General features: G+C 68.2%; 26 protein-coding genes. 8 read left to right on the forward strand and 18 right to left on the reverse strand.

The genetic code is table 11. The features are described from left to right. Positions 1-107 precede the first annotated feature (107 nt). The gene (locus BFF94_RS09870; RefSeq protein ID WP_219139260.1) at positions 108-2,849 is read left to right on the forward strand and encodes a winged helix-turn-helix domain-containing protein; all 2,742 of its coding nucleotides are present in this window, start codon (positions 108-110) and stop codon (positions 2,847-2,849) included. Between the two features lie 13 nt (positions 2,850-2,862). Here BFF94_RS09870 and phaZ read toward each other — a convergent pair whose 3' ends face one another. From phaZ to BFF94_RS09935, 13 genes are all read right to left on the reverse strand, one after another. Continuing rightward, on the reverse strand, positions 2,863-3,765 hold the full coding sequence (gene phaZ, locus BFF94_RS09875) for a poly(3-hydroxyalkanoate) depolymerase (RefSeq protein WP_246637265.1): 903 nt from the start codon (positions 3,763-3,765) through the stop codon (positions 2,863-2,865). Then, on the reverse strand, positions 3,752-4,189 hold the full coding sequence (locus BFF94_RS09880) for a phasin family protein (protein ID WP_128845234.1): 438 nt from the start codon (positions 4,187-4,189) through the stop codon (positions 3,752-3,754). The genes phaZ and BFF94_RS09880 overlap by 14 nt, the downstream gene beginning before the upstream one ends. 61 nt (positions 4,190-4,250) lie before the next feature. Then, positions 4,251-5,954: an alpha/beta fold hydrolase gene (locus tag BFF94_RS09885; protein WP_128845224.1), complete on the reverse strand. Its 1,704-nt coding sequence runs from the start codon at positions 5,952-5,954 to the stop codon at positions 4,251-4,253. Positions 5,955-6,001: 47 nt separating this feature from the next. Continuing rightward, on the reverse strand, positions 6,002-6,466 hold the full coding sequence (locus tag BFF94_RS09890) for a MaoC family dehydratase (RefSeq protein WP_128845226.1): 465 nt from the start codon (positions 6,464-6,466) through the stop codon (positions 6,002-6,004). Between the two features lie 20 nt (positions 6,467-6,486). Further along, complete coding sequence (locus BFF94_RS09895; protein WP_128845228.1) at positions 6,487-8,130, reverse strand: fatty acid--CoA ligase; 1,644 nt, start codon at positions 8,128-8,130, stop codon at positions 6,487-6,489. Positions 8,131-8,424: 294 nt separating this feature from the next. Continuing rightward, positions 8,425-8,823 carry a lysozyme inhibitor LprI family protein gene (locus BFF94_RS09900; RefSeq protein ID WP_128845230.1) on the reverse strand — a complete coding sequence of 133 codons (399 nt, stop codon included), beginning with the start codon at positions 8,821-8,823 and terminating at the stop codon, positions 8,425-8,427. A gap of 163 nt (positions 8,824-8,986) precedes the next feature. Then, complete coding sequence (locus BFF94_RS09905) at positions 8,987-9,205, reverse strand: YXWGXW repeat-containing protein (protein ID WP_027791772.1); 219 nt, start codon at positions 9,203-9,205, stop codon at positions 8,987-8,989. 62 nt (positions 9,206-9,267) lie between these two features. Further along, positions 9,268-10,431 (reverse strand): DUF1501 domain-containing protein, encoded by a 1,164-nt coding sequence (locus tag BFF94_RS09910; protein WP_219139261.1) that lies wholly within the window; start codon positions 10,429-10,431, stop codon positions 9,268-9,270. Between the two features lie 2 nt (positions 10,432-10,433). Then, complete coding sequence (locus BFF94_RS09915; protein WP_219139262.1) at positions 10,434-11,828, reverse strand: DUF1800 domain-containing protein; 1,395 nt, start codon at positions 11,826-11,828, stop codon at positions 10,434-10,436. 247 nt (positions 11,829-12,075) lie between these two features. Beyond that, positions 12,076-12,579 carry a periplasmic heavy metal sensor gene (locus tag BFF94_RS09920; protein ID WP_128849129.1) on the reverse strand — a complete coding sequence of 168 codons (504 nt, stop codon included), beginning with the start codon at positions 12,577-12,579 and terminating at the stop codon, positions 12,076-12,078. Further along, the gene (locus BFF94_RS09925) at positions 12,576-12,995 is read right to left on the reverse strand and encodes a hypothetical protein (protein WP_219139263.1); all 420 of its coding nucleotides are present in this window, start codon (positions 12,993-12,995) and stop codon (positions 12,576-12,578) included. Before BFF94_RS09925 ends, BFF94_RS09920 begins: the two co-directional genes overlap by 4 nt. Next, positions 12,992-13,777: an RNA polymerase sigma factor gene (locus BFF94_RS09930; RefSeq protein ID WP_219139264.1), complete on the reverse strand. Its 786-nt coding sequence runs from the start codon at positions 13,775-13,777 to the stop codon at positions 12,992-12,994. Before BFF94_RS09930 ends, BFF94_RS09925 begins: the two co-directional genes overlap by 4 nt. Before the next feature lie 226 nt (positions 13,778-14,003). Continuing rightward, a complete protein-coding gene (locus BFF94_RS09935; RefSeq protein ID WP_219139265.1) occupies positions 14,004-14,303 on the reverse strand; it encodes a YXWGXW repeat-containing protein in 300 nt (99 codons plus the stop codon). Between the two features lie 325 nt (positions 14,304-14,628). Here BFF94_RS09935 and BFF94_RS09940 point away from each other — a divergent pair, with 325 nt between their 5' ends. Both BFF94_RS09940 and BFF94_RS09945 read left to right on the forward strand, forming a co-directional pair. After that, positions 14,629-16,314 carry a purple acid phosphatase family protein gene (locus BFF94_RS09940; RefSeq protein ID WP_128845451.1) on the forward strand — a complete coding sequence of 562 codons (1,686 nt, stop codon included), beginning with the start codon at positions 14,629-14,631 and terminating at the stop codon, positions 16,312-16,314. Between the two features lie 101 nt (positions 16,315-16,415). Then, complete coding sequence (locus BFF94_RS09945; RefSeq protein WP_128845463.1) at positions 16,416-16,697, forward strand: hypothetical protein; 282 nt, start codon at positions 16,416-16,418, stop codon at positions 16,695-16,697. Positions 16,698-16,753: 56 nt separating this feature from the next. Here the strand turns inward: BFF94_RS09945 and BFF94_RS09950 are convergent, their stop codons facing one another. Then, positions 16,754-17,386 (reverse strand): LysE family translocator, encoded by a 633-nt coding sequence (locus BFF94_RS09950; RefSeq protein ID WP_128845449.1) that lies wholly within the window; start codon positions 17,384-17,386, stop codon positions 16,754-16,756. 126 nt (positions 17,387-17,512) lie between these two features. After that, positions 17,513-18,409: a LysR family transcriptional regulator gene (locus BFF94_RS09955; RefSeq protein WP_128845447.1), complete on the reverse strand. Its 897-nt coding sequence runs from the start codon at positions 18,407-18,409 to the stop codon at positions 17,513-17,515. A 432-nt stretch (positions 18,410-18,841) separates the two neighbouring features. Between BFF94_RS09955 and BFF94_RS09960 the strand changes: the two genes are divergently transcribed. Continuing rightward, positions 18,842-19,690 (forward strand): sulfite exporter TauE/SafE family protein, encoded by an 849-nt coding sequence (locus tag BFF94_RS09960; protein WP_128845445.1) that lies wholly within the window; start codon positions 18,842-18,844, stop codon positions 19,688-19,690. A 125-nt stretch (positions 19,691-19,815) separates the two neighbouring features. Further along, a complete protein-coding gene (locus tag BFF94_RS09965; protein WP_158062035.1) occupies positions 19,816-19,953 on the forward strand; it encodes a hypothetical protein in 138 nt (45 codons plus the stop codon). A 159-nt stretch (positions 19,954-20,112) separates the two neighbouring features. Here BFF94_RS09965 and BFF94_RS09970 read toward each other — a convergent pair whose 3' ends face one another. Then, complete coding sequence (locus tag BFF94_RS09970) at positions 20,113-21,072, reverse strand: LysR substrate-binding domain-containing protein (protein WP_164497752.1); 960 nt, start codon at positions 21,070-21,072, stop codon at positions 20,113-20,115. Positions 21,073-21,184: 112 nt separating this feature from the next. Here BFF94_RS09970 and dsdA point away from each other — a divergent pair, with 112 nt between their 5' ends. The 3 genes from dsdA (at position 21,185) to BFF94_RS09985 (ending at position 23,419) form a co-directional block, all read left to right on the forward strand. Beyond that, a complete protein-coding gene (dsdA, locus tag BFF94_RS09975) occupies positions 21,185-22,501 on the forward strand; it encodes a D-serine ammonia-lyase (protein ID WP_128845461.1) in 1,317 nt (438 codons plus the stop codon). A gap of 72 nt (positions 22,502-22,573) precedes the next feature. Further along, positions 22,574-22,831, forward strand: a complete 258-nt coding sequence (locus BFF94_RS09980) for a hypothetical protein (protein ID WP_128845441.1) — start codon at positions 22,574-22,576, stop codon at positions 22,829-22,831. Positions 22,832-23,119: 288 nt separating this feature from the next. Further along, positions 23,120-23,419, forward strand: a complete 300-nt coding sequence (locus tag BFF94_RS09985) for a DUF4148 domain-containing protein (protein ID WP_128845439.1) — start codon at positions 23,120-23,122, stop codon at positions 23,417-23,419. 98 nt (positions 23,420-23,517) lie between these two features. On the opposite strand, the gene BFF94_RS09990 is transcribed toward BFF94_RS09985, so the two are convergent. Beyond that, positions 23,518-25,293 (reverse strand): GGDEF domain-containing protein, encoded by a 1,776-nt coding sequence (locus BFF94_RS09990; protein ID WP_128845437.1) that lies wholly within the window; start codon positions 25,291-25,293, stop codon positions 23,518-23,520. Continuing rightward, the gene (locus tag BFF94_RS09995) at positions 25,290-26,420 is read right to left on the reverse strand and encodes an extracellular solute-binding protein (RefSeq protein ID WP_128845435.1); all 1,131 of its coding nucleotides are present in this window, start codon (positions 26,418-26,420) and stop codon (positions 25,290-25,292) included. Before BFF94_RS09995 ends, BFF94_RS09990 begins: the two co-directional genes overlap by 4 nt. Positions 26,421-26,520: the final 100 nt, after the last annotated feature.

Genomic DNA, 26,520 nt, shown 5'->3' on the forward strand with positions numbered 1-26,520 from the left:
GGTATGGTGCCGCCGCGCGGCCCCCCCGCGTATCCCGCGTTCGGGGGAGTGCGAACACGTCGTTGGGGGAGCCGGCGAGCGGCAACCCGATCCATCCGGAGCCGTCGATGCTCGTAGCCGATGTCACGCCCGCCAGGCGGCCGCTGTCGCTGGTCGCGACCAAGGTGCTGCCGCCGCGCCTGCCGGCCGGTCTCGTCGATCGGCCGCGGCTCGTCGAACTCGCCGAAGAAGCTGAAAGCAAGCGGCTCACCGTGATCCAGGCGCCGGCCGGATTCGGCAAGACGTCGCTCGCCCGCCTGTGGCTCGATTGCCTGCGCACACGCGGTGCGCTCGCCGGCTGGCTGTCGCTCGACGTCGGCGACGACGAACCGGCCCGCTTCTTCCACTACTTTGCGCAGGCGTTGCAGCAGGCCTGCGGCGACATCGGCATCGCGGCCGGCCTGTCTGCCGACGCGTCGCTGCTGCCACCCGATGCGATCGTGTCGACGCTGATCAACGAACTGGTCGACGTCGACGACGAGTTCTACCTGTTCATCGACGACTACCACCTGATCGGCTCGCCGGCGATCCATGCCGGCATCGCGTATTTCATCGCGCACGCGCCGTCACAGGTCCACGTCGTGATCTGCACGCGCACCGAACCGCCGCTGCCGCTCGCGCGGCTCAGGGCGCACAACGAGCTGATGGAGATCGACGCGGCCGAGCTGCGCTTCAGCTTCGACGAGACGCAGTCGTTCGTGCGCCGCGAGTGCCCGGGCACGCTCGCCGATGCGACCGTCAAGTCGCTGTTCGTCAGCACCGAGGGCTGGGCGGCCGCCCTGCGCATTGCCGCGTCGGTGCTCAAGCGCGGCGGCGCACCGGGCCACGACGGCGCGGCACGCATCCCGTCGGGCGCGTCGCGGCCGTTCGCGGCCTACCTTGAAAGCATGCTCGAACGCCTGCCTGCCGACCTCGTCGATTTCATGCTGCGCACGTCGGTGCTCGACCGGCTGAGCGCGCCGCTGTGCGAAGCCGTGACCGGTGTCCCGACGAGCCGGCAGATGCTCGACACGATCGTCGCGCGGCAACTGCTGCTCCAGCCGCTCGATCCGGATGGCGAATGGTTCCGCTATCACCCGCTGATGGCCGAGTATCTGCGGCAACGGCTGGCCACCCAATGCCCCGACGCGGTACCCGACCTGCATCGCCGCGCGTCACGCTGGTACGCGTCGCAAGCGCTGTGGACCGATGCCGTCACGCACGCGCTCGCGGCCGGCGCGCGTGACGAGGCCGTCGCGCTGATGGCGCACTGCGCGATGACGCTCGTGATGCGCGGCGACCTGCTGACGCTGCTCGGCTGGCAGCGCCAGTTCCCGGCCGACTTGATGCAAGGCCAGGTTCGCGTGTCGCTCGCGATCGCCTGGGGCATGGCGCTCGCGATGCGTTTCGACGATGCGCTGGCGATGCTCGACACGATCGAGCGCACGCCGGGCACCGACGTCGATCCGGCCGACATCCGCCACGAGTGCCAGGCCGTCCGCTCGGTGATCGCGGCGCTGCAGGACGATCCGCGCCGCGCGTTCGCGCTGGCGCAGCCGTGCCTCGACCGTCCGTCCACCGATACGTGGACGACCAACGTCGTGTCGAACGTCGTGCGCTTCGGCCACTGGAAGACCGGCAATCTCGAAGCGCTGTACGCAACGCCGTGGATTCCGCAATCGGGCGACGACCGCCGCCTCGTGTTCGCGTCGGTCTATCGGCTGTCGCTGCTCGGCCACGCGGAATTGCAGCAGATGCATTTCGAACTCGCCGAACGCTATTTCTCGGAAGCGATGCAGCTCGGCACGCGCCATTGCGGCCCACAGTCGATCTCGGTCGCGATCTGCGCACCGATGCTCGGGCAGATTCGCTACGAGCAAGGCCGGCTCGACGAGGCCCGCGCTCTCGTGATCGACCTGATGCCCGTGATCGACGTCGCGGTGCTGCTCGACAGCCTGCTGACCGCATACAAGCTGCTGATCCGCATCGCCATCGCCCGCGCCGAATTCCCGCACGCGTATGCGCTGCTCGATCGTGCACAGGCGCTTGCCCACACCCGCGGCTGGCCGCGCCTGACCGCGGCCGCGCTCGTCGAGCGCACGCGGCTCCACATTGCCGAGGGCCGGCTCACCGAGGCCGCCGCGTGCGTGGTGCAGTTCGACCGGCTCGCCGACGGCGATCGCGACGCGCAGGTCGACGCGTCGCTCGAAATCGACACCTATCGCGCACTCGCCACGGCTTGCGTCGCGACGGCCCGTAACGACCTGAAGGGTGCGGTTGCCGCGCTCGACGACGGCCTGCGCTGCGCGTCGCTGCGGCACAGCGACTATCTCGCGCTGCGCCTGAAGACCGTGCTCGCGCTGGTCCGGCTGCGCGGCGGCGAACGTGCGGCGGCGCTCGACATGTTCACCGAGGTGCTCGAGGTTGCCGAACCGGCCGGTATCTACCGGTCGATCGTCGACCAGGGGCCCGAGATCGGCGAGTTGCTGCAGGCGATGCGCGACCAGGCACGCGCATCGGCGCAGACCCGGGACCGGCTCGCGTACATCGAGCGCCTGCTCGACGGCTGCCGCGCGCAGTACCAGTCCGACGCCCAGCCTGCGCGAGCGGCCCAGCGCGACATGCTGAGCGTGCGCGAGCGCGACATCGTCGAACTGATCGCGCGCGGGCAGTCGAACAAGGAAATCGCCCGCACGCTCGGCATTGCGCCCGAAACCGTGAAGTCGCACATCAAGAGCCTGTTCATGAAGCTCGAGGTGGACAAGCGCGCCCGGGCGGTTGCGGTCGCGCAATCGCTCGGGCTGCTCGGGACGCACCGTTTGGACAGTTGAACGGCCCGGTGCGTCAGTCGATTTCCTGGCGAAGAAAGCGCTTCACCATCGGCGCCACTTCGGCCGCTCGCGCGACCAGGAACAGATGGCCGTCGTCGATCACGTGAAGCTCCGAGCGCCGGATCCGCGCGGCGAGAATCCGCGCGTTCACGAGCGGCACGATCGGATCGTCGTTGCCGTGCAGCACGAGCGTCGGCTGGCGCAGCGCGTGCAGCCACGGCAGGCTGGTCCACCCGGTCGCCGCGAGCAGCTGGTACAGGTAGCCGCGCCCGCGCGGCGGCTGGATGTGCCGCCCGTGCTCCGCCAGCATCGCGGGATCGCGCCGGTACGCACCGCCGTAGAGATCCGCACCGATCCGGCTCAGATAGCCGGGGTCGGTATAGCGACGCGGCCCCGCCAGCTTCGCCAGCACCGACGGCCGGCCCGGCACCATCACGACGCCAGGTGACGTCGCCGCAAGCACGAGCCGCCGGCAGCGCACCGGATAGCGCCGCGCGAACTGCTGCGCGAGCGCCCCGCCCCACGACACGCCGAGCGCATCGACCGGACCGTCGTGGCCGAGACGCGCGAGCAGCCGGTCGGCCAGCACGCTGAGCGTCGAGAAGCGGTACGGCACCAGCGGTGCCGGCGAACCGCCCACGCCCGGCACGTCGAACGCGATCACGCGCACGTCGTCCAGCGCAGCGACGAACGGTTCGAGCAGCTCCAGGTTCGCGCCGATGCCGTTGAAGACCAGGAGCGGCGGCGATGCGTCGCTGCCCGGTTTCACGCCCACGCGCAGCACCTGGCCGTTCACGTCGATCGTGCGGATCACGAAGCCGCCGGCCGTCCGGCCGTCGGCCCCGCCGGGCGCGACCGGCGGCGCAGCGGGCGCGCGGCCCGGCAGGTCGCCGCCCGCGGCGTCAGCGCTGTGCATCGCCGTCCTTCGGTTTCAGCAACGCCTTCAGCTCCTCGATGTGCTCGCCGGCACGCTTGGTGATCGCCGCCATGCTTTCCGTCTGCGCACGGTAGGCCGTATCCGCCAGGTCCTGCATGTCGGCGAGCGCCTTGTGCAGCGCCTTCTGCACCAGTTCGCCGGTGTTCGCACCGGGCGTCACGCCGGACGTCGCAACCTGCTCGACCAGCGATTGCAGGCTTGCAAGCGTCGAACGCATGATTTCGGCCTGCTTCTGCCCGAGCGTCTGTGCACCCGCGAGCGCCGCGGTATTCGCGGCGGCCAGCGCTTCGATATCCTTGCGGCGCGCTTCCATCACCGCGCCGACATCGATGCCCGGCAGCTTGAACTGGGTGAGCATCTTCGTGTATTCCGCGAACAGGTTGGCAGGATTGGTGGGTTCCATCATCGGATCTCCGTAGAACAAGGGATTGAAAAATGCGGCCGTCGGGCGGCCGGCGGTTGCGTCATGCTGCGACGACATAGGTACCCGGCGCCTGGACGCCGGCCGGATAAGCTTCGCTGCCGAGCGCGGCCGGTGCGTCGCGCCGCTCGCCGGAGCGCGTGGCCAGCCAGTCGCGCCAGTCGCTCCACCACGAATCCTTCTCCGTGCGTGCGTCGGCCAGCCAGGTGTCGGCACTGGCCGGCAGCGCGGGGTTGATGAAATACTTCGCCTTCGGATTGCCCGGCGGATTGATGAGGCTCTGGATGTGCCCGCTCGAGCTCAGCACGAACCGCGTGTCGCCGCCGAACGTTCGCGCGGTGCTGTAGACGCCCTTCCACGGCGTGATGTGATCGGTGATACCCGCCACCACGTACTTGTCGCACGTCACCTCCGACAGGTCGATCGGCGTGCCGAGCACGCTCAGCGCGCGCGGCTTGCCGAACAGGTTGCCGGAGAAGATGTCGAGCAGTTCGCCGTGCAGCTTCGCGGGCAGGCGCGTCGTATCGTTGTTCCAGTATAGGACGTCGAATGCCGGCGGCGTCTTGCCGAGCAGGTAGTTGTTGACCCAGTAGTTCCACACCAGATCGTTCGGCCGCATCCACGCGAACACGCGCCCCATCTCCTCGCCGGACAGCACGCCGTGCGCGATGCTGTTCTGCTTGGCCGCCGCGATCGCCTCCGGCGTCGCGAACAGGCCGAGTTGCGAATCGGTCGTATTGTCGAGCACGGCCACCATCAGCGTCGTCGCGTTCACCGTCTTCTCGCCGCGGCACGCAAGATGGCCGAGCAGCGCCGAGATCGTCATCGCGCCGGAGCACGCGCCGTGCAGGTTCACGTCGTCGCTGCCCGTGATGTCGCGCACTGCTTCGATCGCTTCGAGCAGCGCGCGCACGTAGGTGTCGAGGCCCCAGCCGCTGTGCTCGGCGGTCGGATTGCGCCAGCTCACCGCGAACACCTGGAATTCGTTCTTCACGAGGTAGTCGACGATGCTCTTGCCTTCCGACAGGTCGAACACGTAGAACTTGTTGATCTGCGGCGGCACGATGAGCTGCGGGCGGCCGTACAGCTGTTCGGTGGCCGGCGCGTACTGGATCAGCTCCAGCACTTCGTTGCGGAACACCACCGCGCCCGGCGTCGTGCCGAGATTGCGGCCGACCTCGAATGCCGTCTTGTCGACCTGCGCGGGCATGCCCTGGTTGCCGAGCAGGTCGGCGACGAGGTTTTTCGCACCGCCGAGCAGGCTCGCACCGCCCGATTCGACAATCTTCTTCAGCGCGGCCGGGTTGCCGATCAGCGTATTGGTAGGCGACATCGCGTCGCCGAACAGCGACATCACGAACTGCGCACGCTCCTTGCTTTTCGGATCGAGCGCGGAGCGGTCGACGAATCCCGTGAGCGATTCGCGCCACGCGAAGTAGCCCTGCATCGTCATCCGGTACAACGCGTTGTCGTGCCATGCCGGATCGGCGAAGCGGCGATCGCCTGGCGGCGGTTCGATATCGGCGGTGCCGAGCAGCACGCGCGTCATCTCGCGGGCAAGCACGGTTTCCTGCCGCGCGACGAGCGCCGGCTGGCGCATCGCCTGCGTGACGAGCTGCTGCATGGTGGCCAGCACGTCGCGCGGCCGCAGCCCGACGAACGGGTTCGGGCCCAGCATGCCGTCGGCGGCAACGGACGCAATTTCGTCCGCGGGAGCGGCACGGGTCGGTTGTTCAGTAGTGTTCATGGCTTGGATCCTAGATTCGGGTAGTCGGCCGGCCGGTGCGCGTCGCGTCACGCGACCAGCAAGACGAGGGATTCGGCGATCAGCGCCGGCGTGTCCTCGCCTTCGATCTGCAGTTCGTTCATCACCTTGATCAGCACGCGCCCGCCGTCCTTCCTGGCAACCGACACGAGCGTGATGCGATTGCGCACGCGCGCCCCCGCTTTCACCGCCGCCATGAAGCGCACCTTGTCGAGCCCGTAGTTGAGGCCGGCGGACGCGTCCTCCGGAATCAGGCCGAGTTCGATCGCGAACCTGGCCAGCAGCGACAGCGCGAGATAACCGTGCGCGATCGTGCCGCCGAACGGGCTTTCGCGCCGGGCGCGCTCGACATCGACGTGAATCCACTGGCGATCCCCGGTGCATTCGGCGAACGCGTCGATACGCGCCTGGTCCACGAGAAGCCAGTCCGACACACCGAGCTCGCGGCCCACGAAGTCGTCGATGCTGGCAAGGCGGTATTCGTTGATGCTCATGTTCTGCTCCTTGAATGCGCTCACGCGAACCGGGCGCGCAGCGCCTTCTTGTCGATCTTGCCGACGCTCGTCCTGTCGAGCGCGTCGACGAACCGGACGACCTGCGGCACCGCATACTTCGAGATTCTTCCAGTCGCGCTGAAGCGCGTCACGTGGGAGCGGATACCCTCCTCGCTGAGCGTGAAGCCGGGCTTGCACACGACGAACGCCATCGGCCGCTCGCCCCACTTGTCGTCGCGCACGCCGATCACCGCGACTTCCGCGACGCCCGGATACAGCGAGATCAGGTTCTCGATCTCGAGCGACGAGATCCATTCGCCGCCCGACTTGATCACGTCCTTGATGCGGTCGGTGATCTGCAGCGCGCCGGACGGATCGAAATGGCCGACGTCCTGCGTATGCAGATAGCCGCCTGCCCAGAGGATTTCGGACGCCTCAGGATTTTTCACGTAGCTCTGCGTGAGCCACGGTGCACGTGCGACGATCTCGCCGTACGCGTGGCCGTCGCGCGGCAGCTCGCTCATGTCGTCGTCGACCACTCGCAGGTCGACGAGCGGCACCGGGCGGCCCGCCCGGCAGCGCAGGCGAACCTGCTCGTCGGCATCGAGCTGCTCCGCGCCCGGCGGCAGTTGCGCGAGGCTCAGCACCGGACACGTTTCCGACATCCCGTAGCCCGCGAAGATGTCGATCCCGTGCGCGAGCGCGGTGCGCGCCAGCCCTTGCGGCAGCGCGCCGCCGCCGATCACGATCTTCCAGCGGCCGAGATCGGCGGTCGCGGCCGAGTCGCAACCGAGCAACATGTGCAGGATCGTCGAGACGCAGTGCGAGAACGTCACGCCTTCGTCCTGCACCAGCTTCACGATGCGCTCGGGCACGTAGCGGCCCGGATATACCTGCTTCACGCCGAGCACGGTCGCGACGTAAGGCATCCCCCAGGCGTGAACGTGGAACATCGGCGTGAGCGGCATGTAGACATCGCCCCGATGAAAGCGCTGGCCCGATGCCGGGCTCGACAGCGCCGCCATGATCGCGAGCGTGTGCAGCACGAGCTGGCGGTGCGTGAAATGCACACCCTTCGGCAGGCCGGTCGTGCCGGTCGTATAGAACGTGGTCGCCCGCGTGTTCTCGTCGAAATCGGGAAACGCGTAGTCGACCGCGCTCGCCGCGAGCAGCGCCTCGTATTCGCCGCTGAACGGAATCGCGTGCGAGCACGGAGCGCTATCCTGCTCATCGATCAGGATGAACGTGCGCACCTGCGGCAACCGCTCGCGAATCGCGTCGACGACCGGCAGGAAATCCGCGTGCACGAGCAGGACGTCGGCGTGCGCATGGTCGATCGTGTATGCGATCTCGTCTTGCGACAGCCGAACGTTCACCGTCTGCAGCACGGCGCCCATCATCGGCACTGCGAAGTAGCACTCGAGGTAGCGATGGCTGTCCCAGTCCATCACCGCGACCGTGTCGCCATGCCGCACGCCGGCGGCGGCCAGCGCGTTCGCGAGCCGGCCGATCCGTTCGCGCAGCGTTGCGTAGCTGATCCGCCGATCGCCCCGATAGACGATTTCCTGGCTGGCGGCCTGCGCCATCGGCGTGTGCAACAGTTGCTTGATCAGCAACGGGTAGGCGTAAGCCGACGATGCCGGTGCCCATGTGTCGTCCTGCATTGACCTCTCCTTGAGTTCGTAAAGGAATGGCGGGCTGTCACAAGGGGTTGAGCGCTTGGCGCACGAGTGGCATCCCGATGACGCAATGTTCCGGCCGGACGGGATCGTGAACCATCCCCTGAACGGGGGTCCCCCTGCCGGAGGCGGCTGGGGTTACGTGCGGCGTTGCGCCGCGCATTCGTCAGGAGAATGAAAGATCAGGCCCGGAACGAGCCGGGCTGGAGGAGACGGATGGGGAATGGGGACAGGGGCGGTGGTGCACCGGCTGCAGGCTGCCGGTGCCCGTGTGTGTGCTCAGTGTGCGAGTTCGAGCCCACCCAGGCCGCCATTGCTGCGGCATTTCGCACGATCGCCTTGCACCTGCCAGTCGATCTTCCCGCACAGCACGTCGATGCGCTTGCGGTAATTGTCGATCAGGCATTGCGTCGTCGTGCAGCGGTTACGCGCTTTCAGCCACGCCCTCTGGGTCGCCATGAACTGCTCATACTCGGGCGGATCCTCGACCGGATAGTTGGAAAAATCGTAGAGCATGTGCTGGTAATCCGCGTTGAGTGCATCGTCGAGACGCGACAACGCCGGATTGGCGCAGATTTCGCGCTCCACGAACGTGGATGCCTTCGCGCAGTTGAACGACGCGGCGTGCGCGCCGGTCATGCCGGCCGCGACGGCCAGCGCAACGAGCCATGCTTTCATGTGGGTGCCGTAACGAGGAAGACAGCGGCCGCGGATCGGCTCGCCGTGACGGACGAACGGGAATGCCCGTCGCCGGGACCCGGCAGCTTAGGTCAACGCGCGTCGCATTTCAATACGCTGCTCCGCTTCCCGGCACCCGCGCCACATGGCACGTCGCACGCGATCAGTACACGCCCACCCAGTGCCCGGGCACCCACGCCCAGTGATTGCCGGCCCACCGGTAGTGCCCCTTCGCCCATCGATAGCCCGGTGCAGGCATCGGAGGCGGCACCTCGACGACCGGCGCCGGTTGCGGCGGCCGCACGGGTTCGACTACGCACGCGGACATTAGCGTCGCACTGGCTGCGACCAGCACGGTGAGCGAAACGGATCGAATCTTCATCATCTTGCATTCTCCCTTTTGTGTAGTGGATGGATTCATTGCCGAAGCGGTAACGCCGCGCGTCACGCCGCCCCGCGAATCAGGCCGGTCATCGGCCGCGTCGCGCCGCTTTCCGCGAACAGCGCGGACGCGGTGCGGCGGGGATCGAGCCGCAGGCTTTCGGCGGCGGCGCCCGAGATCAGCGCGTCGAGCGATGCGGTCGGCTTCAGGTCGCGCCCTTCGTACAGGTCGCCCGGCCGCAACCCCGGCCAGTCGGCGATCACGCGACCGCCCGCGACCGCGCCGCCCGCGAGCATCGCGACCGACGCCTGCCCGTGATCGGTGCCGCCCGTGCCGTTCACGGCGGCCGTGCGGCCGAACTCGGTCGCCACCAGCACCGTGGTCTGCTGCCATGCGGGCCCGAGGCCGTCGCGCAGCGCGGCGAGCATCGTGTCGAGCGCCTTCAGCTGATTCGCGAGTCGCGCGTTCTGCGCGCTGTGCGTATCCCAGCCGCCCGTCTCGATCATCGCGATCCGCGGGCCGTCGTCGCGCGCGAGGAACGTCGCGGCGAGCTTGCCGACACCCGCCGGATCCTGCCGCGCATGCGCATCGCCGGCGAGGCCGCGTGCGTCCATCGCCGACTGCCACAACGGGCCGAGCTGCGCGTCGGCCTCGTAGAGCGCCGACACGCGCGCGAGCAGGTCGTCCGGCGCGGCCGGCAAACCGGACGGCGCATACGACGCGGCCTGCACGGTGCCGCGCAACGCGAGCGGCACGGTCGGCGCGAACGCGATCGCGTTTTCGCGCGTCGCCGGCAGCAGCGCGGCGAGCCGGTTCAGCCACCCGTCCTTCACCTGGTACGGTGCGCGGCCGCCCGTCTCGAGCACGTTCTGGCCATCGAAATGCGAGCGGTCGCGATACGGCGACGCGATTGCATGGACGAACAGCGCCTGCCCGTCGCGATACAACTGCGCGGTCTGTTTGAGCGACGGATGCAGCGCGAACGTGCCGTCGAGCCGTGTCGCGGCCGCCGTGTCGATCGCGAGCGGGCCGCGCAGCGACGCATACGCGGGTTCGGCATACGGGACGACGATGTTCAGGCCGTCGGCCGCGCCGCGCTGGATCACGAACACGAAGCGCCGGTCGGTCTCGACGTTCGCGAACACGATCCGCGGCGCGACGAGGATCGCGCCCGCGCCGGCTGCGGCAACGCTGAGGAATTGTCGGCGGGAAAAGGACACGGCCATGGTCATCTCCGTTGGAAATCGGGTGATACGAGCAGCAGCGCGAGCGACGTGGTCGCACTTTCGGCGCGCGACAGCGCGGTCGCGGTCGGCGCGCTCATCGAACCGGCGAGCAGCGTGTTGCCGAGCGAGCGCGGGTCGAGCCGGTCGCCCGTGCGCGCGGCCAGGCGCTGCGCGAGCTCGACGCGACGCACGAGCGCGTCGGGCGCGGCCCAGCTCGCGGCAACGTCGTCGTAGCCGGCCGGCGAGCCCGGCCGCCACACCGGCTGGCCGAGCTGCGCGAGCAGCGGCGCGGCCTTCAGGTCGCCCGTGTCGTGCCAGCCGAGCCCGCGCAGCGACGACACGGCCCACTCCCACGGCGTCTTGAACTTGCGGTTGACCGGCGACCACGCATCGGGCGCATCGACGAGCGCGCGATAGACGGTCGGCAAATCGCCGCCGCTCGCATCGAACGCGCGGGCCAGCCGGTCGGTCAGCGCGGGCGGCGGATTGTCGGCGACGAAATGACGGGCGAGCTGAAACGCGATGTGCCGGCCGGTCGCGTCCGAATGCGCGAGGTCGCGCAGGACCGCGCGCGCCTGCGCTTCGCCCGGCTGATCGTAAGTGCGCCCCATCACCGTGCGCGTGCCCGGCTCGTGCAGCTTCGGACGGAACACGAATGCGCCGGGCGCGGCGTCGCCCGGCTGCGGCCCGCGCCCGCCGGCGATGCTCCAGCCGGTCAGCGCGCGTGCGAATTCCGTCACGTCGTTTTGCGTGTAACCCGTACGCACGCCGAGCGTGTGCAACTCCATGATTTCGCGCGCGAGATTCTCGTTGAGCCCGCGCTTCGCCGACGGATTGCGTGCTTCCGCGCGCAGCGCGGCCGGGCTGTCGGGGCCGACCGAGCGCGCCTGGTCGAGAAACAGCTGCATCGCGGGATGCTGCTCGACGGCGACGAGCATGTCCTCGAAGCGGCCGAGCACGTGCGGGCGGATCGCGTCGCGTTCGAACGCGCCCGCGTACGCGGCCACCTGCCCCTTGTCGACCGATACCGCGAAATGGTTCGCCCAGAAATGCACGAGACGCTCGACGAACGGCGCGGGCGTGTTCAGCGCGCTGTTCAGCCGCGCGGCGACGGCGCTGCGATACGCGTCGTAGCCGTCGCGCCGGATCGACTGTTCGGTCGTGCGCTTCGCTGCCGGATCGTCGCCCGTCATCGCGTTGCGCGCGTTCGCGAAGCGCGTCGCGAGCGCCACCGCGTCGGGCTCGCCGGCCCACGCCGCGGGCCGTGCGTCGTAACGGTCGAATTGCGCGACGAGCGCAGCCTTCGGATCGGCAGGCGGTGCTTCGTCGGCCCGCGCGCCGAGACCGAAGCGGTTCAGCGCGATGGCGGCCGGTGAGATGTCGTTCGGGTGGTCCATGACGGGGGCTCTCGCGATGCGTACCCGTGTTTAACGCGGGCACGTCGGGAAATCCGTCGCGGGAATCACAAATATTTCTTGAGTCGCGGCAGCGGTGTACGGAAGGAGCGGCAGAATTCGCGCAGCGCGACGCGGTACGTCGTCGACGCGCAACGACCGCGCGATGCGTCGGGGCCGGCGCACGCATTGCGCGTGACCGAACGCGAGTGTCGGCGACACGCAGATCGCATGTCGCCCCGCCCGATGCTTACCGGCTCGCCGGCGCGTCCGGCTTCTTCTGCAGCCTCGGCGGCAAACGCCAGTTGCCGCTGTGCTGCAACCCGTCGACGAATTTCACGCGCTCGTCGGGTGTCAGCGTCGCCGCGAAATCGACGACGCTGCGCTCGACCTGCGCACGCATCGCGGTGTCGGCTGCACGCGTGCGATCGAGCGCGGCGTCGATCGCCGCACGATCGAGTTGCGGCGCGGCCAGTAGATCCAGCACCGTGATCCGGCCGTCACGCCCTTCCCGCGCGAAATCGCGGCCGTCCTTGCGCGCCGCCTTCAGCGCGGCGGCAAACTCGCGCTGCCGCGCATCGGGCAATTCGTCCGCCGCGAAACGCAACGCGGTGCGCGACGCAGGTGCGCCGGCCGCGTGCGGATCGCCATGCGTCGAGAACCACTGATACGCGCCGCCGCCGATCGCGCCGAGCATGAACACGTTCAGCACGACCGAGCCGACGAGGATGAATTTCCAGCCACGCTCACTCATTCATCGCTCCAATCCACGCTCGGACCGCCGAACGTCGTCGTCAGATAACCCGGTTCGTGCTGCGACTGCGGCACACTGCCGAGCATCAGCATCGACACGGCCACGGCGCCCGCGAGCGCGCCGGCCAGGCCGACGCCCGCGAACGCCGCGCCCGACCACCACACGGTGCCGCGCCGCCGCGCGCGTTGCGGCGCGGGCGCCGTCGCGACAATGCGCTCGACGAGCGCCGGCGCGGGCGGCGCGACCGTGTCGTACGCGAGCCATGCATCGAGGTCGGCGGCATCGTCCAGTGCCAGCAGCGCTTCGCGCGGGTTCGCATGCGCCCACGCCTCGGCGGCCGCGCGCTCGCCGGCCGGCCAGCGCCGTGCATCCGAGCCGTACGCGGCGACGATGGTACGAAATCGTTCGGGTGTCATCGGTTGTCCTCGCTAGGTGGGTCGCCGGCCAGTTGCGCGCGCAGGTTGCGCCTCGCGCGCGCGAGCAGGCTTTCCAGCGCATCGACGGTGATGCCCATCAGGTTGGCCGCTTCCACATTCGACATGTCCTGATAGTACTGGAGCACGAGCGCTTCCCGCTGCCGCGGCGGCAGCGCGGCAAGCGCCTGCCGCACGCGCGCATCGCGCGAACGCAGTTCCGCCTGCGCGGCCGGCTCCGGTTGCGTGTCCGGCACGTCGGGCAACGTATCGACGGGCTCCTCGCGCCGGCCGCGCAAGCGGTCGTAGCACAGGTTCAGCACGACGCGATGCAGCCACGTGTCGAAGCGCGCCTCGCCTTCGCGCCAGCGCGGCGCCTGATTCCAGATTCGCAAGAACGTCTCCTGCGCGACGTCCTCGGCTTCGTTCCGGTCGCCGAGCATGCGCGTCGCCAATGCGAGCAGCCGCGGCAGCTTGCGTGCCACGAGCACGCGCACCGCCGACGAATCGCGCGCGCCGACGCGCGCGACGAGTTCCGCGTCCGGATCGCGGTCGCCGCGATCGCTCAACGCCGCGTGCTCCGCGGCGCGGCGCGCGGGCGCCGCCCTGTGCCGGCAGGTATGCCCGCCGCCCCGCTGAAGCTCATCGTCGTGCTCTCCTTGCATGCGTCCGGCCATCGCCGGATGGCGCCACGCCGACTGTTCGGCGCCGCCGCGCGCATCGCGCCCGGCGTCGCACACGGCGTCGGCCATGTCCGCTTCATCGACATCCGGTTCGAACGGCATATCGATCCTGTCGGCCGGCCGCGCGAGCGTCGGCCGGCGCGCTCAATATACGACGACCGGCGCGGGCCGGTAATACACCGGACGCGCCGGCACCACGACGCAGCCGGCCAGCACGATGGCTGCGGCCGCCAGTATCACGATGGTTCGAAAAGGCATGGCTTCGACTCATGAGGTTGCATGGAGGGGCCGCCGCGCCGGCACTGCCTGCCGCGCGGCGGCGTGCGCGTCAGGCCCAGTGGCCCGGCACCCAGCGCCACGCCGGGCCGCGCGCGGCCCAGTGCCCGGGCACCCAGTGGTAACCGACGCGAACCACTTGCCAGTGGCCCGGAATCCATACGTAGCGGCCCTGCCGCCAGTGCCAGTGGCCCTGGTCCCACACATAGCCGGCGCGCGGCGCCGGCATCACTTCGACGCGCGCCGGCGGCGGCGCGTAAGGCGCGACGACGACGGCCTGCGCGAACGCGGCGGACGCCGCCAGCGCGGCCACGCATGCCGCGGCAAACCGCAATGGAACGGTAAGTTTCATGAAAGACTCCGAAGTAGCTGGCATCGACCGGAAGCGGCCGTTCATGCGTTAAACGGCGCGGGCGAAAAAAATCCGTCGCGGTGCCGGCAAATAAATTTCGACTGAGGCGAATCCGCTTCGGAGCGGGCCTGGACGGCCGCGACGCGCAAGTCTGCGCATGGGCCACGGCTCATGCGGGGTTGCCGCGCTGTCACAACCCGGCAAAACTGCCCTTCGACAATGCGTGACACCGGGATCCCGCTCGTTTCCGGCCCACGCCCCGGCCGCGCTCGCGCATGGCCGCGCGGTTCCACATCTCGCGTCCCCATCAACGAAAACACCGACCATGTCGAACCAGGACAATCTCCCTGATCAGCCGAACGAGCCGGCCGCCTCGGTATCGCGTCGCGGCTTCCTGAAACTCGCCGGCGTATCCGGCCTCGCCACCGCCGCCGGCGGCCTCGCGGCAGCGAGGGCCGCCGCGTCGAACCCGGACGGCACGCCCGAACAGGTCCACCTGACGTGGGGCAACGACCCGACGTCCGAGGTCGTGATCTCGTGGGCGTCGCTCGCGCCGGCCGTCAATCCGCGCGCGCGCATCGTCGCCGACGGCGAACCGGCGCGCACCGTGCATGGCGTACAACGGCTGTACACGGACGGCCTGAACGGCGAAACCGTGTTCGCTTACCACGCGCGCGTGCACGGGCTGAAGCCGGATACGCGCTACCGTTACGAGATCACCGCGGACAACGACAGCAACGCCGCGCAGCCGTTCTCCGCGAATTTCTCGACCGCGCCGCGCGGCCGTGCGCCGTTCCGCTTCACGAGCTACGGCGATCTCGCGACGCCGAACGGCGCCTGGGTGCTGTCGTCGCCGCAGAGCCGCTTCGCGGTGCAGGCCGTCGAGCAGTTCCAGCCGTTGTTCCACCTGCTGAACGGCGATCTCTGCTACGCGAACCTGAACCCCGCGCACCAGCCCGAGGTGTGGCGCGATTTCGGCAACAACAACCAGACCTCGGCCGCGAATCGTCCGTGGATGCCGTGCCCCGGCAATCACGAGATCGAGTTCAACAACGGCCCGCAGGGGCTCGACTCGTATCTCGCGCGCTATACGCTGCCCGAGAACGGCACGCGCTTCCCGGGCCGCTGGTACAGCTTCCGCGTGAGCTCGGTGCTGTTTGTATCGCTCGACGCCGACGACATCGTGTACCAGGACGCCGCCGCATTCGTCGGCGGCCCGGCTCCGCTCGTGCCGGCCGCGAGCACGGGCCACCCGCCGATCGAACCCGGCACATCGTTCTACGTGCGCGGCTACAGCAACGGCGAGCAGACGCGCTGGCTCGAACACACGCTGCGCCATGCGTCGCATGACGACGACATCGACTGGATCGTCGTGCAGATGCACCAGGACGCGCTCAGTTCGTCGAAGACGGGCAACGGCTCCGACAAGGGCATCCGCGAAGCGTGGCTGCCGCTGTTCGACCGCTACGGCGTCGACCTCGTGCTGTGCGGCCACGATCACGACTACGAGCGCAGCTACCCGGTGCGCGGCTGCAATCATCGCGCGGGCGTCGACGCGGCGACCGGCGAAGTGGTCGAGACGCTGCAGCCGCGTCCGGTCGGATCGAACGACCCGGACCGCACGAAGTTCGACACGAGCCACGGCACGATCCACCTGATCCTCGGCGGCGGCGGCACCAGCGCGCCGCTCGACGTGTACGGCGAGAACCCGTCGACCGGCTTTGCGCGGGCGAAGGTGTTCACGAAGCCGAACCGGCCGGTGCCGGGCACCGCGCCGAACACGTTCGTGCGCCAGCCGGCCGATGCGCTCGAGGATGCGATCTGGTCCGCGCGCCGCGATACGGGCACCGGGTACGGGATCGCCGTGTTCGATCACGACCCGGGCAAGCCGGGCGAGCACACGACGATCACGATGCGCTACTACCACGCGCCCGGCGCCGACCAGCACCCGACCGCGGAGTACGAGCTGTTCGAGACGATCGAGCTGAGCAAGAAGCGGCACGAGCGGTGATCGGGCGGGCGCCCGCTGCGGCGGGCGCCTGTTGCATTGCCATCGACGGATGGGATGCCATTGCCCTAGACTGCCCGCGTCGCACACACCAGCCCAGGAAGATGAGTTTCGAATACCGCATCCACACGATCCCGTCTGCCGGCGCATTCGATGCAATCGCGCGAGCGCTACGGCAAGCGCACGGCGACATCGCCGTCGATCCGGACCGGCGGCAACTTGAAGTTCGGGACGACACCGGCGGCTGGCCGGTGATCGGCCTGTCGACCGACGAAGACGGATTCTTCCTGGTCACGACGCTCGGGCCGACGCGGGACGCCATGCTCGACTCGATCGGACGCGCATTGTCGGCGATCGGCGCAGCATGGCACATCGACGACGCATGACGCAGACGAAACGCGGGGTCGCTGCCGGCCGTGCTGCAAACCGCCAGCCACCCGCTCTAGCCTCCCGACTCGAGCGCGATACGCACGGCCAGCCCGGCCAGCACCGTGCCCATCAACCAGCGCTGCACCGACGCCCAGACCGGCCGGCCCGCGAGAAAACCCGCGATGGAACCGGCCATGCAGGCAATCAGCGCGTTGACGCTGACGCTCACCGCGATCTGCACGCAGCCGAGCGCCAGCGATTGCGCGAGCACGCTGCCGTGTCCCGGTGCAATGAACTGCGGCAACAGCGACAGATACATCACCGCGATCTTCGGATTCGCGAGGTTCGTGACGAAGCCCATCGTGAAGAGCCTGACGCGGCTGTCGTGCGGCAACTGCCGGACCTGGAACGCGGAGCGACCGCCCGGCTTCAGCGCCTGCCACGCAAGATACGACAGGTATAGCGCGCCCGAAAAGCGCAGCACGTCGTACGCATACGGCACGGTCAGCACCAGCGCGGTGATGCCCAGCGCCGCGCAAAACATGTAGAAAACGAACCCCAGCGCGACGCCGCCGAGCGACACCAGCCCGGCACGGCGGCCCTGGCAGATCGAGCGCGAAACCAGGTAGATCATGTTCGGTCCGGGCGTCAGCACCATGCCGAGCGATACGAGTCCGAACGCAAACAGGGTGGGCAAGGCCGGCACGGCTATCTCCTTCGCGGCAGCGCAGTCGGGGAAACGAGGTCAGAACAATATATTGCATCTCGACTGCCATCAGCATGAATAAACTGCAAGCCGCCCATGAGCGCCGTTCATCGCGCCGGCCGCTCGTTACCTGCCCTTTTTCGCGCGTGTCCGGATCGCCTTCCCTGCGCTGGCTCGTTGCGCGTCGACGAGCCGCACGAATGCATCGGCGACCGCGTTGCCGGCCGTGTTCCATGCCAACCGCACGGAGCGATGCAGCCTGGGCGACAGTTCCAGCACGCGGCCGCCGAACGGCGTGTACGTGAGCGTGATGCGCGGAACGATCGACACGCCCATGCCGGCCTCCGCCATCGACAGAATGGTGCGCATCTCGACCACGTTGAACGCGGCCCGAAGCGGCGCGCCGCCACGCGCGAAGTAATCCGCGATCACCGGCCCGCATCCTCCCTTCGAAAAAATGAACGGCGCCGCGGACAACTGTTTTGCTGACACGCTCTTGCGGCCGGCGAACATGCCGTCTGCCGCCACCGCGACAAAATCCTCGTCGAGCAGCGGCAGATTGTTCGCGAACGTCTTCGTGCCCGCCACCACGCCGACGTCCGCGGTACCGTCTTCGATCCACCCTTCGACCTCGCTGTCCGTGCCTTCGAGCAGCACCGCCGATACGCCCTGGTGCATCTCCTTCAACGCCTCGAGCGCGGGGACGACGAACGCCAGCGAGACGCTCGGCAGCGACGCGACCACCAGCTTTCCTTCGAGCTTGCCGCGCGACAGGCTGAACTGCTGGCGCAACATCTGCGCTTCGCGCACCACGTTCTGGACGTAAGGCCACAGGCGTTCGCCGGCCGCCGTCAGCACGACCGGCTGCCGGTCGCGCCAGAGCAGCTTGACCTGCGTGATGTCCTCCAGTTCGGTCAGCGCATGACTGATCGCGGATTGACTGCGGCTGAGCCGGTCGGCCGCGGCCGTGAGCGAGCCGAGTTCGACTACGGCGGCCAGTGCCTGCAGCTGGGCAAGCGTCATCGAATCTCCTTGTTTCGGGATATGTAGGCTTCGCATGATACGGTGATGCATCATGAATTATATTGAATCAAGGCAGAGCGGCGGCACGGCAGACGGTGCCGCGCGTGGCCTCTGCGCTGCCTAGTCGTCAAGCCGAACGTCCTCGGCGGCGCTCGGGTAAGATGCACGCTCGATCCGACGCGTCGCTTGCATGCGCACCCGGCCGGCGGTCGAGCATTCATGTTGAATCACGCCGCCGCGTTGCTCATGCTGTCCGGCGCGACCTGCCGGCGTGAATCCGGGCCGCGCACCCGCCGGCCGCACACAAGGCGGCGCCATGCGATCGGACGACCGGTTCACGCCAGACCAAAACGAATGCGTGCAAAGCGCACGCGACCGCAGCGGGTTCCATCGACCGCGCTCGCTGCCGGATATGCCGCGACATGCCACCCCATGATTCATTTCAATCTGACTGAAGGCGTGCTGGTCTCCAGCCTGCAAGGGCTGACTCCGCTCGACCTGGCCGGCATCGCCGTTGCGCTGCTGCTCGGCGGCATGGCCAAGGGGATCACAGGCATCGGCGTGCCGCTGATCGCGATGCCGATACTCAGCCAGTTCCTGCCGATCCGGCATGCGGTGCTGCTGCTGTCGATGCCGATCATCCTCGGCAACATTCCGCAGGCGCTGGAAGGCGGCCAGGTGCTGGCGACGGCACGGAAGATCGCCGCGCCGATCGCGGGCACCGTGATCGGCAATATCGTCGGCGTGGCGATCCTGCTCTCGCTCAATCCGGGTCACGCGCAGGCGGCATCCGGCGCGCTGCTGATCGTGGCCGCGACGCTGATGCTCGCCGCGCCGAAGCTCAACCTGCCGGACGCGTGGCGCAAGCCGGTCGGTTTCGCGCTCGGCTTCGGGGCGGCGCTGATGGAAAGCATCGCGTCGGTTCCGGGCCCGCTGCTTGCCACCTACCTGATTTCGTCGGGCGCGACCGGCCGCGAATTCACGAAGCAGATCGCGATCATCCTGGTGGTATCGATCGTCACGCTGATCACGACGTTCAGCGGTGCCGCGCACGCGAGCGCCGCCGACCTGGCGATCTCGGCGGCGGCCAGCCTGCCGGCCCTTGCCGGCATGTGGCTCGTTCGCCCGCTGCGAGACAAGATGTCGCCCCGGATCTTCAGGATGGTCGTCCTGCTGTTCGTGCTCGCCGCGGCATCGCAGATGATCTGGAAATCGGGCGTGCTCCGGCACGGCGGATCGCACGTCGGTCAGATGGATGGCGCGCACACCGGCAAGAACTAGCAGTCGGCGCGCCGCCATCCATCGCGCATGCGTTCTGAAAGCTGCCAGGCGTAGTATTCGCGCACCCGGCGTATCGCCCCGCCCGACGCTACACCGTGAGACGGCGCGAACGATACGCTGCCGACATGGCTGTTCGCACGCTGATGCCGACGTCAGCGCTGCCCCGTTTTCAGGGACACGAAATGGAAACCTATGTATTGCTGGGCTGTGGACTCGGCCTTGGCCTGTTGATCGCGATCTGGGGCATCTGGTCGCTCAGATAAGCCGCGCAAGCCCCGTCCATGCGCAAGCAATCCGTATGGAGATGGATGGGGAATTGTAGTCTGCGGCGACGTTCTCCACGAATTGATTCGCACTCCGATTCAGCGAGCCGGAAACGACACTTCCACGAGGAAAGTGCCGGATGAATCCGGCGACATCGGTCACCTCATGTGCCGCTTCCCTTTAGAAAGCAGGCGCGACCGGGCATCACCGAATCGCGCGCACTCGGCCTTGAGCCAGTCCGAAAAGGCCACGGTACGCGGATCGTCCGGGTTGCGGGAAAGCAGCATGTAGCGCGCCGGCGCACGCACGTGCATTCCGAAGACATCGACCAGCCGTCCGCTCGCGATCTCGTCATGCACCAGCGCCGCGCGCCCCATCGCGACACCCTGATGGTTCAACGCGGCCGTGATGGCCAGGCTCGAGAAATTGAACTGAGGCCCGTCCAGATGCGCGATCCACGCCGGCCGGATTTCCTCCAGCCACGTGCGCCACTCGACGAATTCCGGTGCGCCGACCCACGGCGCGGCATCGTGCAGCAACACGACGCCGTCGAGCGACTCCCCGCTGGCGAACGACGGATGCTGCGCCAGATATGCAGGCGTGGCGACCGGAAACAGGATTTCGTCGAGGATGACGTCGGCATGCAGCCGACCATATTGCTCCGGGTCGTAGCGCACCGCCACGTCGATGTCGTCGGTCTCCATGGCCTGGCGGTCCAGCACCTGGAACTCGGCTTGCATGCGAACCGACACGCCCGGCTGTTGCCGGTGAAACTCGGTCAGGCGCGGCATCAGCCATTGCAGCGCGAGCGACGGGAGACAACTTACCTGGAGCGGCGCATCCGACATGCCGAGCGCCTGAAGCGTGCGATTGATGTCGATGAACGCGCTCGACATCGTCCCGAGCAGGATCGCGCCCTTCGCAGTCAGCTTCAGCCCGCGCGCCTGGCGCACGAACAGCGGATAACCCAGCCGGTCCTCCAGATGCCGGATCTGCTGGCTCACGGCGCTTTGCGTCAGGTTGAACGCCTGCGCCGTCTTCGTGAAGCTCAGCAGCCGGCCGGCGGTTTCAAAACAGAGCAAGGCACCGAGGATCGAACCGTCCAGTCGCATAGATATAAGTCGAACTAATGCATTCATTAGAAATCGGCGCTTTTGCGCAACTGTCGCGAATCGTAGCATTTCAGGCCTGTATTCCACTCAACGAACACAAGGCCGATCCGTGACCGCCATGCTCCAACCTGCCGATCTATTAGAAAAACTGCAATCACGCCACCCGCTGCTGTGGCTGAACCCCACTGCCGGCAGCCCGTTGCCGCCGGACGCACCCTCGTTCGACGCCATCGCGATGGCCGAAGCGAGGCTGGCGCGATGCGAACCGCTGATGGCCGAGCTGTTTCCCGAGCTCGCGGCAAGTGCGGGAAAAATCGAATCGCCGCTGATGCGTGCGGATAGCTTGCAGCGCGCGTTGTCGCACCCGGCCGACGCGCACGGCACCTGGTTCATCAAGCGCGACGACGCATTGCCGATCGCCGGTTCGATCAAGGCGCGCGGCGGCTTTCATGAAGTACTCGCGCTCGCGGAATCGATCGCGATCGAACACGGGCTGCTCGATCCTGCGGGAGACCGGCGCATCCTCGCGTCGAGCGCCGCTCGCGAGCTGTTTGCCGCGCACACCGTCATCGTGGGCAGCACCGGCAATCTTGGCCTGAGCATCGGTGTGATGGCCGCCGCGCTGGGGTTCGAGTCGGTCGTCCACATGTCGACCGATGCGAAGCCGTGGAAGAAGGCACGCCTGAGAAAACGCGGCGTTCGCGTGGTCGAGCACGACGGCGATTACGCGCAAGCCGTCGCGGCCGGACGATCGCAGGCGCACAATCGCCCACGCTGCCATTTCGTCGACGACGAAGGCTCGCTGATGCTGTTCCTCGGCTACGCCGCAAGCGCCCGGCATCTCGCCGCGCAGCTCGCCGAGTCGGGCCGCAGCGTGGACGCGGCGCATCCGCTCTTCGTCCATATCCCGTGCGGTGTCGGCGGCGCGCCGGGAGGAATCACGTATGGCCTCAAGGCGCTTTTCGGCGAGCACGTGCATTGCTTTTTTGCCGAGCCGGTCGCTTCGCCATGCATGCTGGTCCAGTTGGCCGCCGGTCCCCGGCAGCCGGTGTCCGTCTACGACGTCGGGCTCGACAACCGGACCGAGGCAGACGGCCTGGCCGTCGCGCAGGCATCGCATCTTGTCAGCCCGCTGATGGCCGCCCTGCTGTCCGGCGTCTTCACCGTCAGCGACGAGCAGCTCTACGCGCAACTGCTCGCGGTTCAGCGCGCCACCGGGGTGGAACTGGAGCCGTCCGCCGCCACTGCCGTCGGCGGCCCGGGCTGGCTGACCCGGTCGCCGGTCGGCCGTGACTACGTGCGTCGCCACGCGATCGACCTGCACCGATCGACGCACGTCATCTGGGCGACGGGCGGCTCGCTCGTTCCGCCGGAAGAACACCGCCGCTTCCAGTCGCATGCGAACGCGCTCGCCGGTGCCGCGCCCGGCGCGTGATGCGTGATGCGTGGCGTGATGCGTTCGGCCCCGTGTCCTGCCCTGTTCCCGAAGACGCGTTAGACTGTCCGGATGGAACAATGCCGTTATTGCCAGAGAATCCGCGATGATTGGGATTGCCACGGGGACGAATGCCGCCGGGCAATCGCCAAGGCGCTGCGCCGGCAGCGCGCGGGCCTGCCGATGGTGCCCGATCGCATCCGCAACGAACTGCCGTCCGGCGCGCCGACCCAGCAGGTGATCGCCGTCCTGTCGCGGCAGCGCCTGCGCGCGCGCCGCGGCAACGAGGAACGCCGGGAGCGCAAGGAAATCGACGACGACGGCGTCTGATCCGGCAACCTCGCAGCCCGCCCGCGTCATCCCCGCCCCCGTCTTCGCCCGCCGCCGCCGGGCACCCGCCCGTGCACGCCCTCGGCGCCGCTTGTACCGCCCCCTCTCCATGCGAATCCGGCAACACCGGATAGGGACGGAACACATTTATCGCGAAATTATTGCCTCGGCCGCAACGATCTTTCGCCAAATCTCACGTTTACCCTAGGTCAACCGACGCCTACGATGTAATCAACCGCTTACGACATGGTGTCGAACGCGGAAAGCCAATAAACATCGGAGGTCATCATGAAATCGCTCGTTTCCGCAGTCGTTGCCGCTGTTGCCCTGTCCGCCTCGTTCGGCGCATTCGCACAAAGCACCGTGACCCGCGCCCAGGTGCGCAACGAACTGATCCAGCTCGAAAACGCCGGCTACAAGCCGGCCGTGTCGAGCCCGCACTACCCGGCCGACATCGAGGCGGCACAAGCCCGCGTGCGCGGTGCCGACAATACCGGCTACGGTGCGCAACCGGCCGCGACCGTCGAGGGCGGCGCACCGGCCGCCAAGGTGCAAAGCCCGCGCGACTCGGTCTACTTCGGCCACTAAGCCCGCCGCTGCGCGCCCCGCGCGTAGTCCGCACCTGCAACGAGCCCGTCCCGCGACGGGCTCGTTGCGTTTGCACCGCTCGCGTCGGCAACCACCCGTCACCGGCTGCCGCCCGATGCGACGCAACCGGTTTCGTCCGTCGCGGTGCCGCCGCCGACCAGTTCCTGATAGCGCACGTACGCGCACTGCGCGGACGCCTTCGCCGCGTACATCGCCGCGTCGGCCTTGACGAGCAGTTCCTCGGCCGATGCGCCGTCGGCCGGAAACTCGCTGACGCCGATGCTCGCGCCGACGGCCACGCGCCGGTCGCCGAATTCCAGCTCCTCGGCCATCACGATCTGGATGCGCGACGCGACATCGCCGATCACCGCCGGTGAACGCACGTCCGAGATCAGCACGACGAATTCGTCGCCGCCGAGCCGCGCGACCATGTCGCCGCTGCGCAGCACGAGGCTCAGCCGCTTCGCGACCGCGACGAGCGTGCGGTCGCCGGCCGAGTGTCCGTGCTGGTCGTTGATCTGCTTGAAGCGGTCGAGATCGACGAACATCACCGCCAGCCCCTCGCCCACCGCGTCCGCATGCCGGATCGCGGCATCGAGATGCTCCATGAACAGCAGGCGATTCGGCAGCGCGGTCAGCGGATCGTGGCCGGCGAGGTGCGTAAGCTCCTGCTGCTTCGCGCGCAGCATCGCGACCTGCGTCCGGATCTCGACGCGCATGCTGTCGAAACAGCGCGCGAGCACGCCGATCTCGTCGGCGCGCCCGACCGGCAGCCGTTCGGCGGCCGGATCGTCGAACACGTGCGTCGCGGCGCGCGCGAGCGTCTGCAGCGGCCGCGTGATCGCGCGTGCGAACAGGATCGCGAGCACCACCGCCAGCACGCTCGACACGAGCACCATCCGGACGATCCGCTCGCCCAGCATGCCGGCCGGCGCCAGCACGTCCGCGAGCGGCCGCGCCATCCCGAGCACGACGAAGCGGTTGCCCTCGTCGTGCCCGAACGGCGTGCGCGAAAACGCAAACATCTGCCCCGGCGCCTGTTCGGGCTGCTCGAGGCCATTGAGCGTCACGTTCACGCGCGCGCTGTCGAACAGCGCGCGCGTGACGGCAAAGCGGTCCTGCATCAGCACGCGCCGGCCGCGATCGAAGCCGAACGCCTGCGCCGGATCGGGATGCACGAGGAAATCGCCCCACTCGTTCGCGAGATACACCGCATAGTCCTCCGGCAGATCGCGTTCGAGCCGGTCGAACACGCGCGACAGCTCGACATCGACGACGAGCGCGCCGACCGTCCGGCCCGAGGTGTCGACGACCGGCGTGCCCACGCGCAGGATCGGCAGCCCTTCGGCCGCGTGCGCCTCCGTCTCGTGGTTGATCGCGATTGGCGACAGGTAGATATGGCCGGGCGCCGTCGCGAGCGTATCGAATACATAGGATAACTGCCCTTTTTCCTGGAACGCGCTTTCGGGCAGCACGACGATGCCGTGCGCATCGCGATCGACGCGGACGTGTTCGAGCCCGAAATGCCCGCTCGCGATCAGGCGAACCTGCAGGTATTCCGGATGATTTCTCATGAAGCTGCAGTACACCTGCTCGAGTCGCGTGCGTCGCGCGCGGTCGGGGTTGTCGCTGCCCGCGACGAGCGCGGACGACGGCAACTGCGCGAGCACGAGCGCATCAGCGGCGACGTCGGCGAGCGCGGTCGTGAAGCGCAGCCCGAGCAGTTGCGTCGACATCAGCAGACTGTGCTGCGCCTCCTGCACGAGCATCGCGCGGTTCGCGCGATACGTGTAGTAGCCGGTCGTGCCGGACGCGATCACGCCGATGCACGCGAACAGCACCGACAGCTTCGACGTGAGCCCGAGCCGGATCATTTTCCGAACCACTCCGGCCGGTCGCCCGACACGATGCGGCTCCATAGCGATTCGCGCCGCGCGATGTCCTCGACAGGCTGGAGCCAAACGAGATGCTGGTGCCCGGTGTCGAGGCCCGGCGGCGGCTCGAGCGTGTTCGCGAGCCCCTGGCGGGCGGTCAGCAGCGCGCCGATCGCCGGTTCGAGCATGTAGTTGATCCACGCGAACGCGAGCTCGGGGCGTTGCGCGCCGCGCGTGACGGCCCAGCAGTCGAGCCACGCAAGCGCGCCTTCATCCGGGATCACGTAGCCGACGTCCGCGCCGGCGCGCCGCAACAGCTCGACCTGCTGCGTGCCGTAGTTGCCGAACATCAGCGCCGCGCGGTGCTGGACGAACAGCGCGGTCGCCTCTTCAGGAAGCGTGTAGTACGTCAGCAGGTTGCGGCGCAGTTCGATCAGCTTGCGCGCGACCGTGAGCGTCTGCGCGGGCGACAGGCGAAACGGATCGGGATAGCCGAGCGCCAGTGCGGTGAACGAGAAGTTGTGCTGCGCGCTGTTGAAGTCGAGCACCTTGCCGCGGTAGCGCGGATTCCAAAGCTCCCGCATCGAGCGCGGCGCGGCCGGAACCAGCTTGCGGTCGTAGATCAGCCCCATCGACGAATACGTGAACGGGATCGCGTAGGTCGCGCCGTCCCGCACGAGGCCGCCGATCGTCGCGAGCTGCTGGAAGTTCGGCAACTGCCGCCGGCGGTTCGGGATGCGCGACAGGTCGATCGACGCGAGCAGGCGTTCGTGCGCATAGCGCTGGATCTCTGCCGTGTTCGCGGCCAGCACGTCGTACGGCGGCGGCGCGGCGCTGTGCATCCGCGCCCACAGCGCTTCGTCGGAATCGACGAACGTCACTTCGACACGCGCATGAAACTGCGCCTCGAATGCGCTGACGATATCGCCGTCCGCATAACCGGGCCATGCCAGCACGCGCAGCACGTTGTCGTTGACGGTTTCGGGAGACGCGGCGAAGGCCGGCAGACCGGGCGCCAGTAAGCCCAATGTCAATATGACGAGCAGCCTGAGCACGGCGCCGCGAGCGCGCTCGCGTGCGCCGATTCCCCTGAACAATCGGACCCCGTGTGAATCGCCCGGCTGCATTCGACTTTCCTTTTTCGAGTCGATGCGATATCCCGCAACGAGACCATAAAACGTACGGTCGCGCAATCGGAAGAAGCCGTATACGGCGCGTGCGCAGCGC

Source organism: Burkholderia catarinensis (genome assembly GCF_001883705.2).
GTDB lineage: Bacteria > Pseudomonadota > Gammaproteobacteria > Burkholderiales > Burkholderiaceae > Burkholderia > Burkholderia catarinensis.

Excerpts from the sequence above, each read along its gene's own strand:
- BFF94_RS09955 (WP_128845447.1), bottom strand. The coding sequence starts at position 18,409 with ATGACGCTTGCCCAGCTGCAGGCACTGGCCGCCGTAGTCGAACTCGGC.
- BFF94_RS09920 (WP_128849129.1), bottom strand. The coding sequence starts at position 12,579 with ATGAGTGAGCGTGGCTGGAAATTCATCCTCGTCGGCTCGGTCGTGCTG.
- BFF94_RS09890 (WP_128845226.1), bottom strand. The coding sequence starts at position 6,466 with ATGAGCATCAACGAATACCGCCTTGCCAGCATCGACGACTTCGTGGGC.
- phaZ (WP_246637265.1), bottom strand. The coding sequence starts at position 3,765 with ATGCACAGCGCTGACGCCGCGGGCGGCGACCTGCCGGGCCGCGCGCCC.
- BFF94_RS09985 (WP_128845439.1), top strand. The coding sequence starts at position 23,120 with ATGAAATCGCTCGTTTCCGCAGTCGTTGCCGCTGTTGCCCTGTCCGCC.
- BFF94_RS09870 (WP_219139260.1), top strand. The coding sequence starts at position 108 with ATGCTCGTAGCCGATGTCACGCCCGCCAGGCGGCCGCTGTCGCTGGTC.
- BFF94_RS09995 (WP_128845435.1), bottom strand. The coding sequence starts at position 26,420 with ATGCAGCCGGGCGATTCACACGGGGTCCGATTGTTCAGGGGAATCGGC.
- BFF94_RS09910 (WP_219139261.1), bottom strand. The coding sequence starts at position 10,431 with ATGGCCGTGTCCTTTTCCCGCCGACAATTCCTCAGCGTTGCCGCAGCC.
- BFF94_RS09930 (WP_219139264.1), bottom strand. The coding sequence starts at position 13,777 with ATGCCGTTCGAACCGGATGTCGATGAAGCGGACATGGCCGACGCCGTG.
- BFF94_RS09885 (WP_128845224.1), bottom strand. The coding sequence starts at position 5,954 with ATGAACACTACTGAACAACCGACCCGTGCCGCTCCCGCGGACGAAATT.
- BFF94_RS09965 (WP_158062035.1), top strand. The coding sequence starts at position 19,816 with ATGGCTGTTCGCACGCTGATGCCGACGTCAGCGCTGCCCCGTTTTCAG.
- BFF94_RS09935 (WP_219139265.1), bottom strand. The coding sequence starts at position 14,303 with ATGAAACTTACCGTTCCATTGCGGTTTGCCGCGGCATGCGTGGCCGCG.
- BFF94_RS09925 (WP_219139263.1), bottom strand. The coding sequence starts at position 12,995 with ATGACACCCGAACGATTTCGTACCATCGTCGCCGCGTACGGCTCGGAT.
- BFF94_RS09945 (WP_128845463.1), top strand. The coding sequence starts at position 16,416 with ATGAGTTTCGAATACCGCATCCACACGATCCCGTCTGCCGGCGCATTC.
- dsdA (WP_128845461.1), top strand. The coding sequence starts at position 21,185 with ATGCTCCAACCTGCCGATCTATTAGAAAAACTGCAATCACGCCACCCG.
- BFF94_RS09980 (WP_128845441.1), top strand. The coding sequence starts at position 22,574 with ATGGAACAATGCCGTTATTGCCAGAGAATCCGCGATGATTGGGATTGC.
- BFF94_RS09940 (WP_128845451.1), top strand. The coding sequence starts at position 14,629 with ATGTCGAACCAGGACAATCTCCCTGATCAGCCGAACGAGCCGGCCGCC.
- BFF94_RS09905 (WP_027791772.1), bottom strand. The coding sequence starts at position 9,205 with ATGAAGATTCGATCCGTTTCGCTCACCGTGCTGGTCGCAGCCAGTGCG.
- BFF94_RS09900 (WP_128845230.1), bottom strand. The coding sequence starts at position 8,823 with ATGAAAGCATGGCTCGTTGCGCTGGCCGTCGCGGCCGGCATGACCGGC.
- BFF94_RS09915 (WP_219139262.1), bottom strand. The coding sequence starts at position 11,828 with ATGGACCACCCGAACGACATCTCACCGGCCGCCATCGCGCTGAACCGC.
- BFF94_RS09960 (WP_128845445.1), top strand. The coding sequence starts at position 18,842 with ATGATTCATTTCAATCTGACTGAAGGCGTGCTGGTCTCCAGCCTGCAA.
- BFF94_RS09990 (WP_128845437.1), bottom strand. The coding sequence starts at position 25,293 with ATGATCCGGCTCGGGCTCACGTCGAAGCTGTCGGTGCTGTTCGCGTGC.
- BFF94_RS09895 (WP_128845228.1), bottom strand. The coding sequence starts at position 8,130 with ATGCAGGACGACACATGGGCACCGGCATCGTCGGCTTACGCCTACCCG.
- BFF94_RS09880 (WP_128845234.1), bottom strand. The coding sequence starts at position 4,189 with ATGGAACCCACCAATCCTGCCAACCTGTTCGCGGAATACACGAAGATG.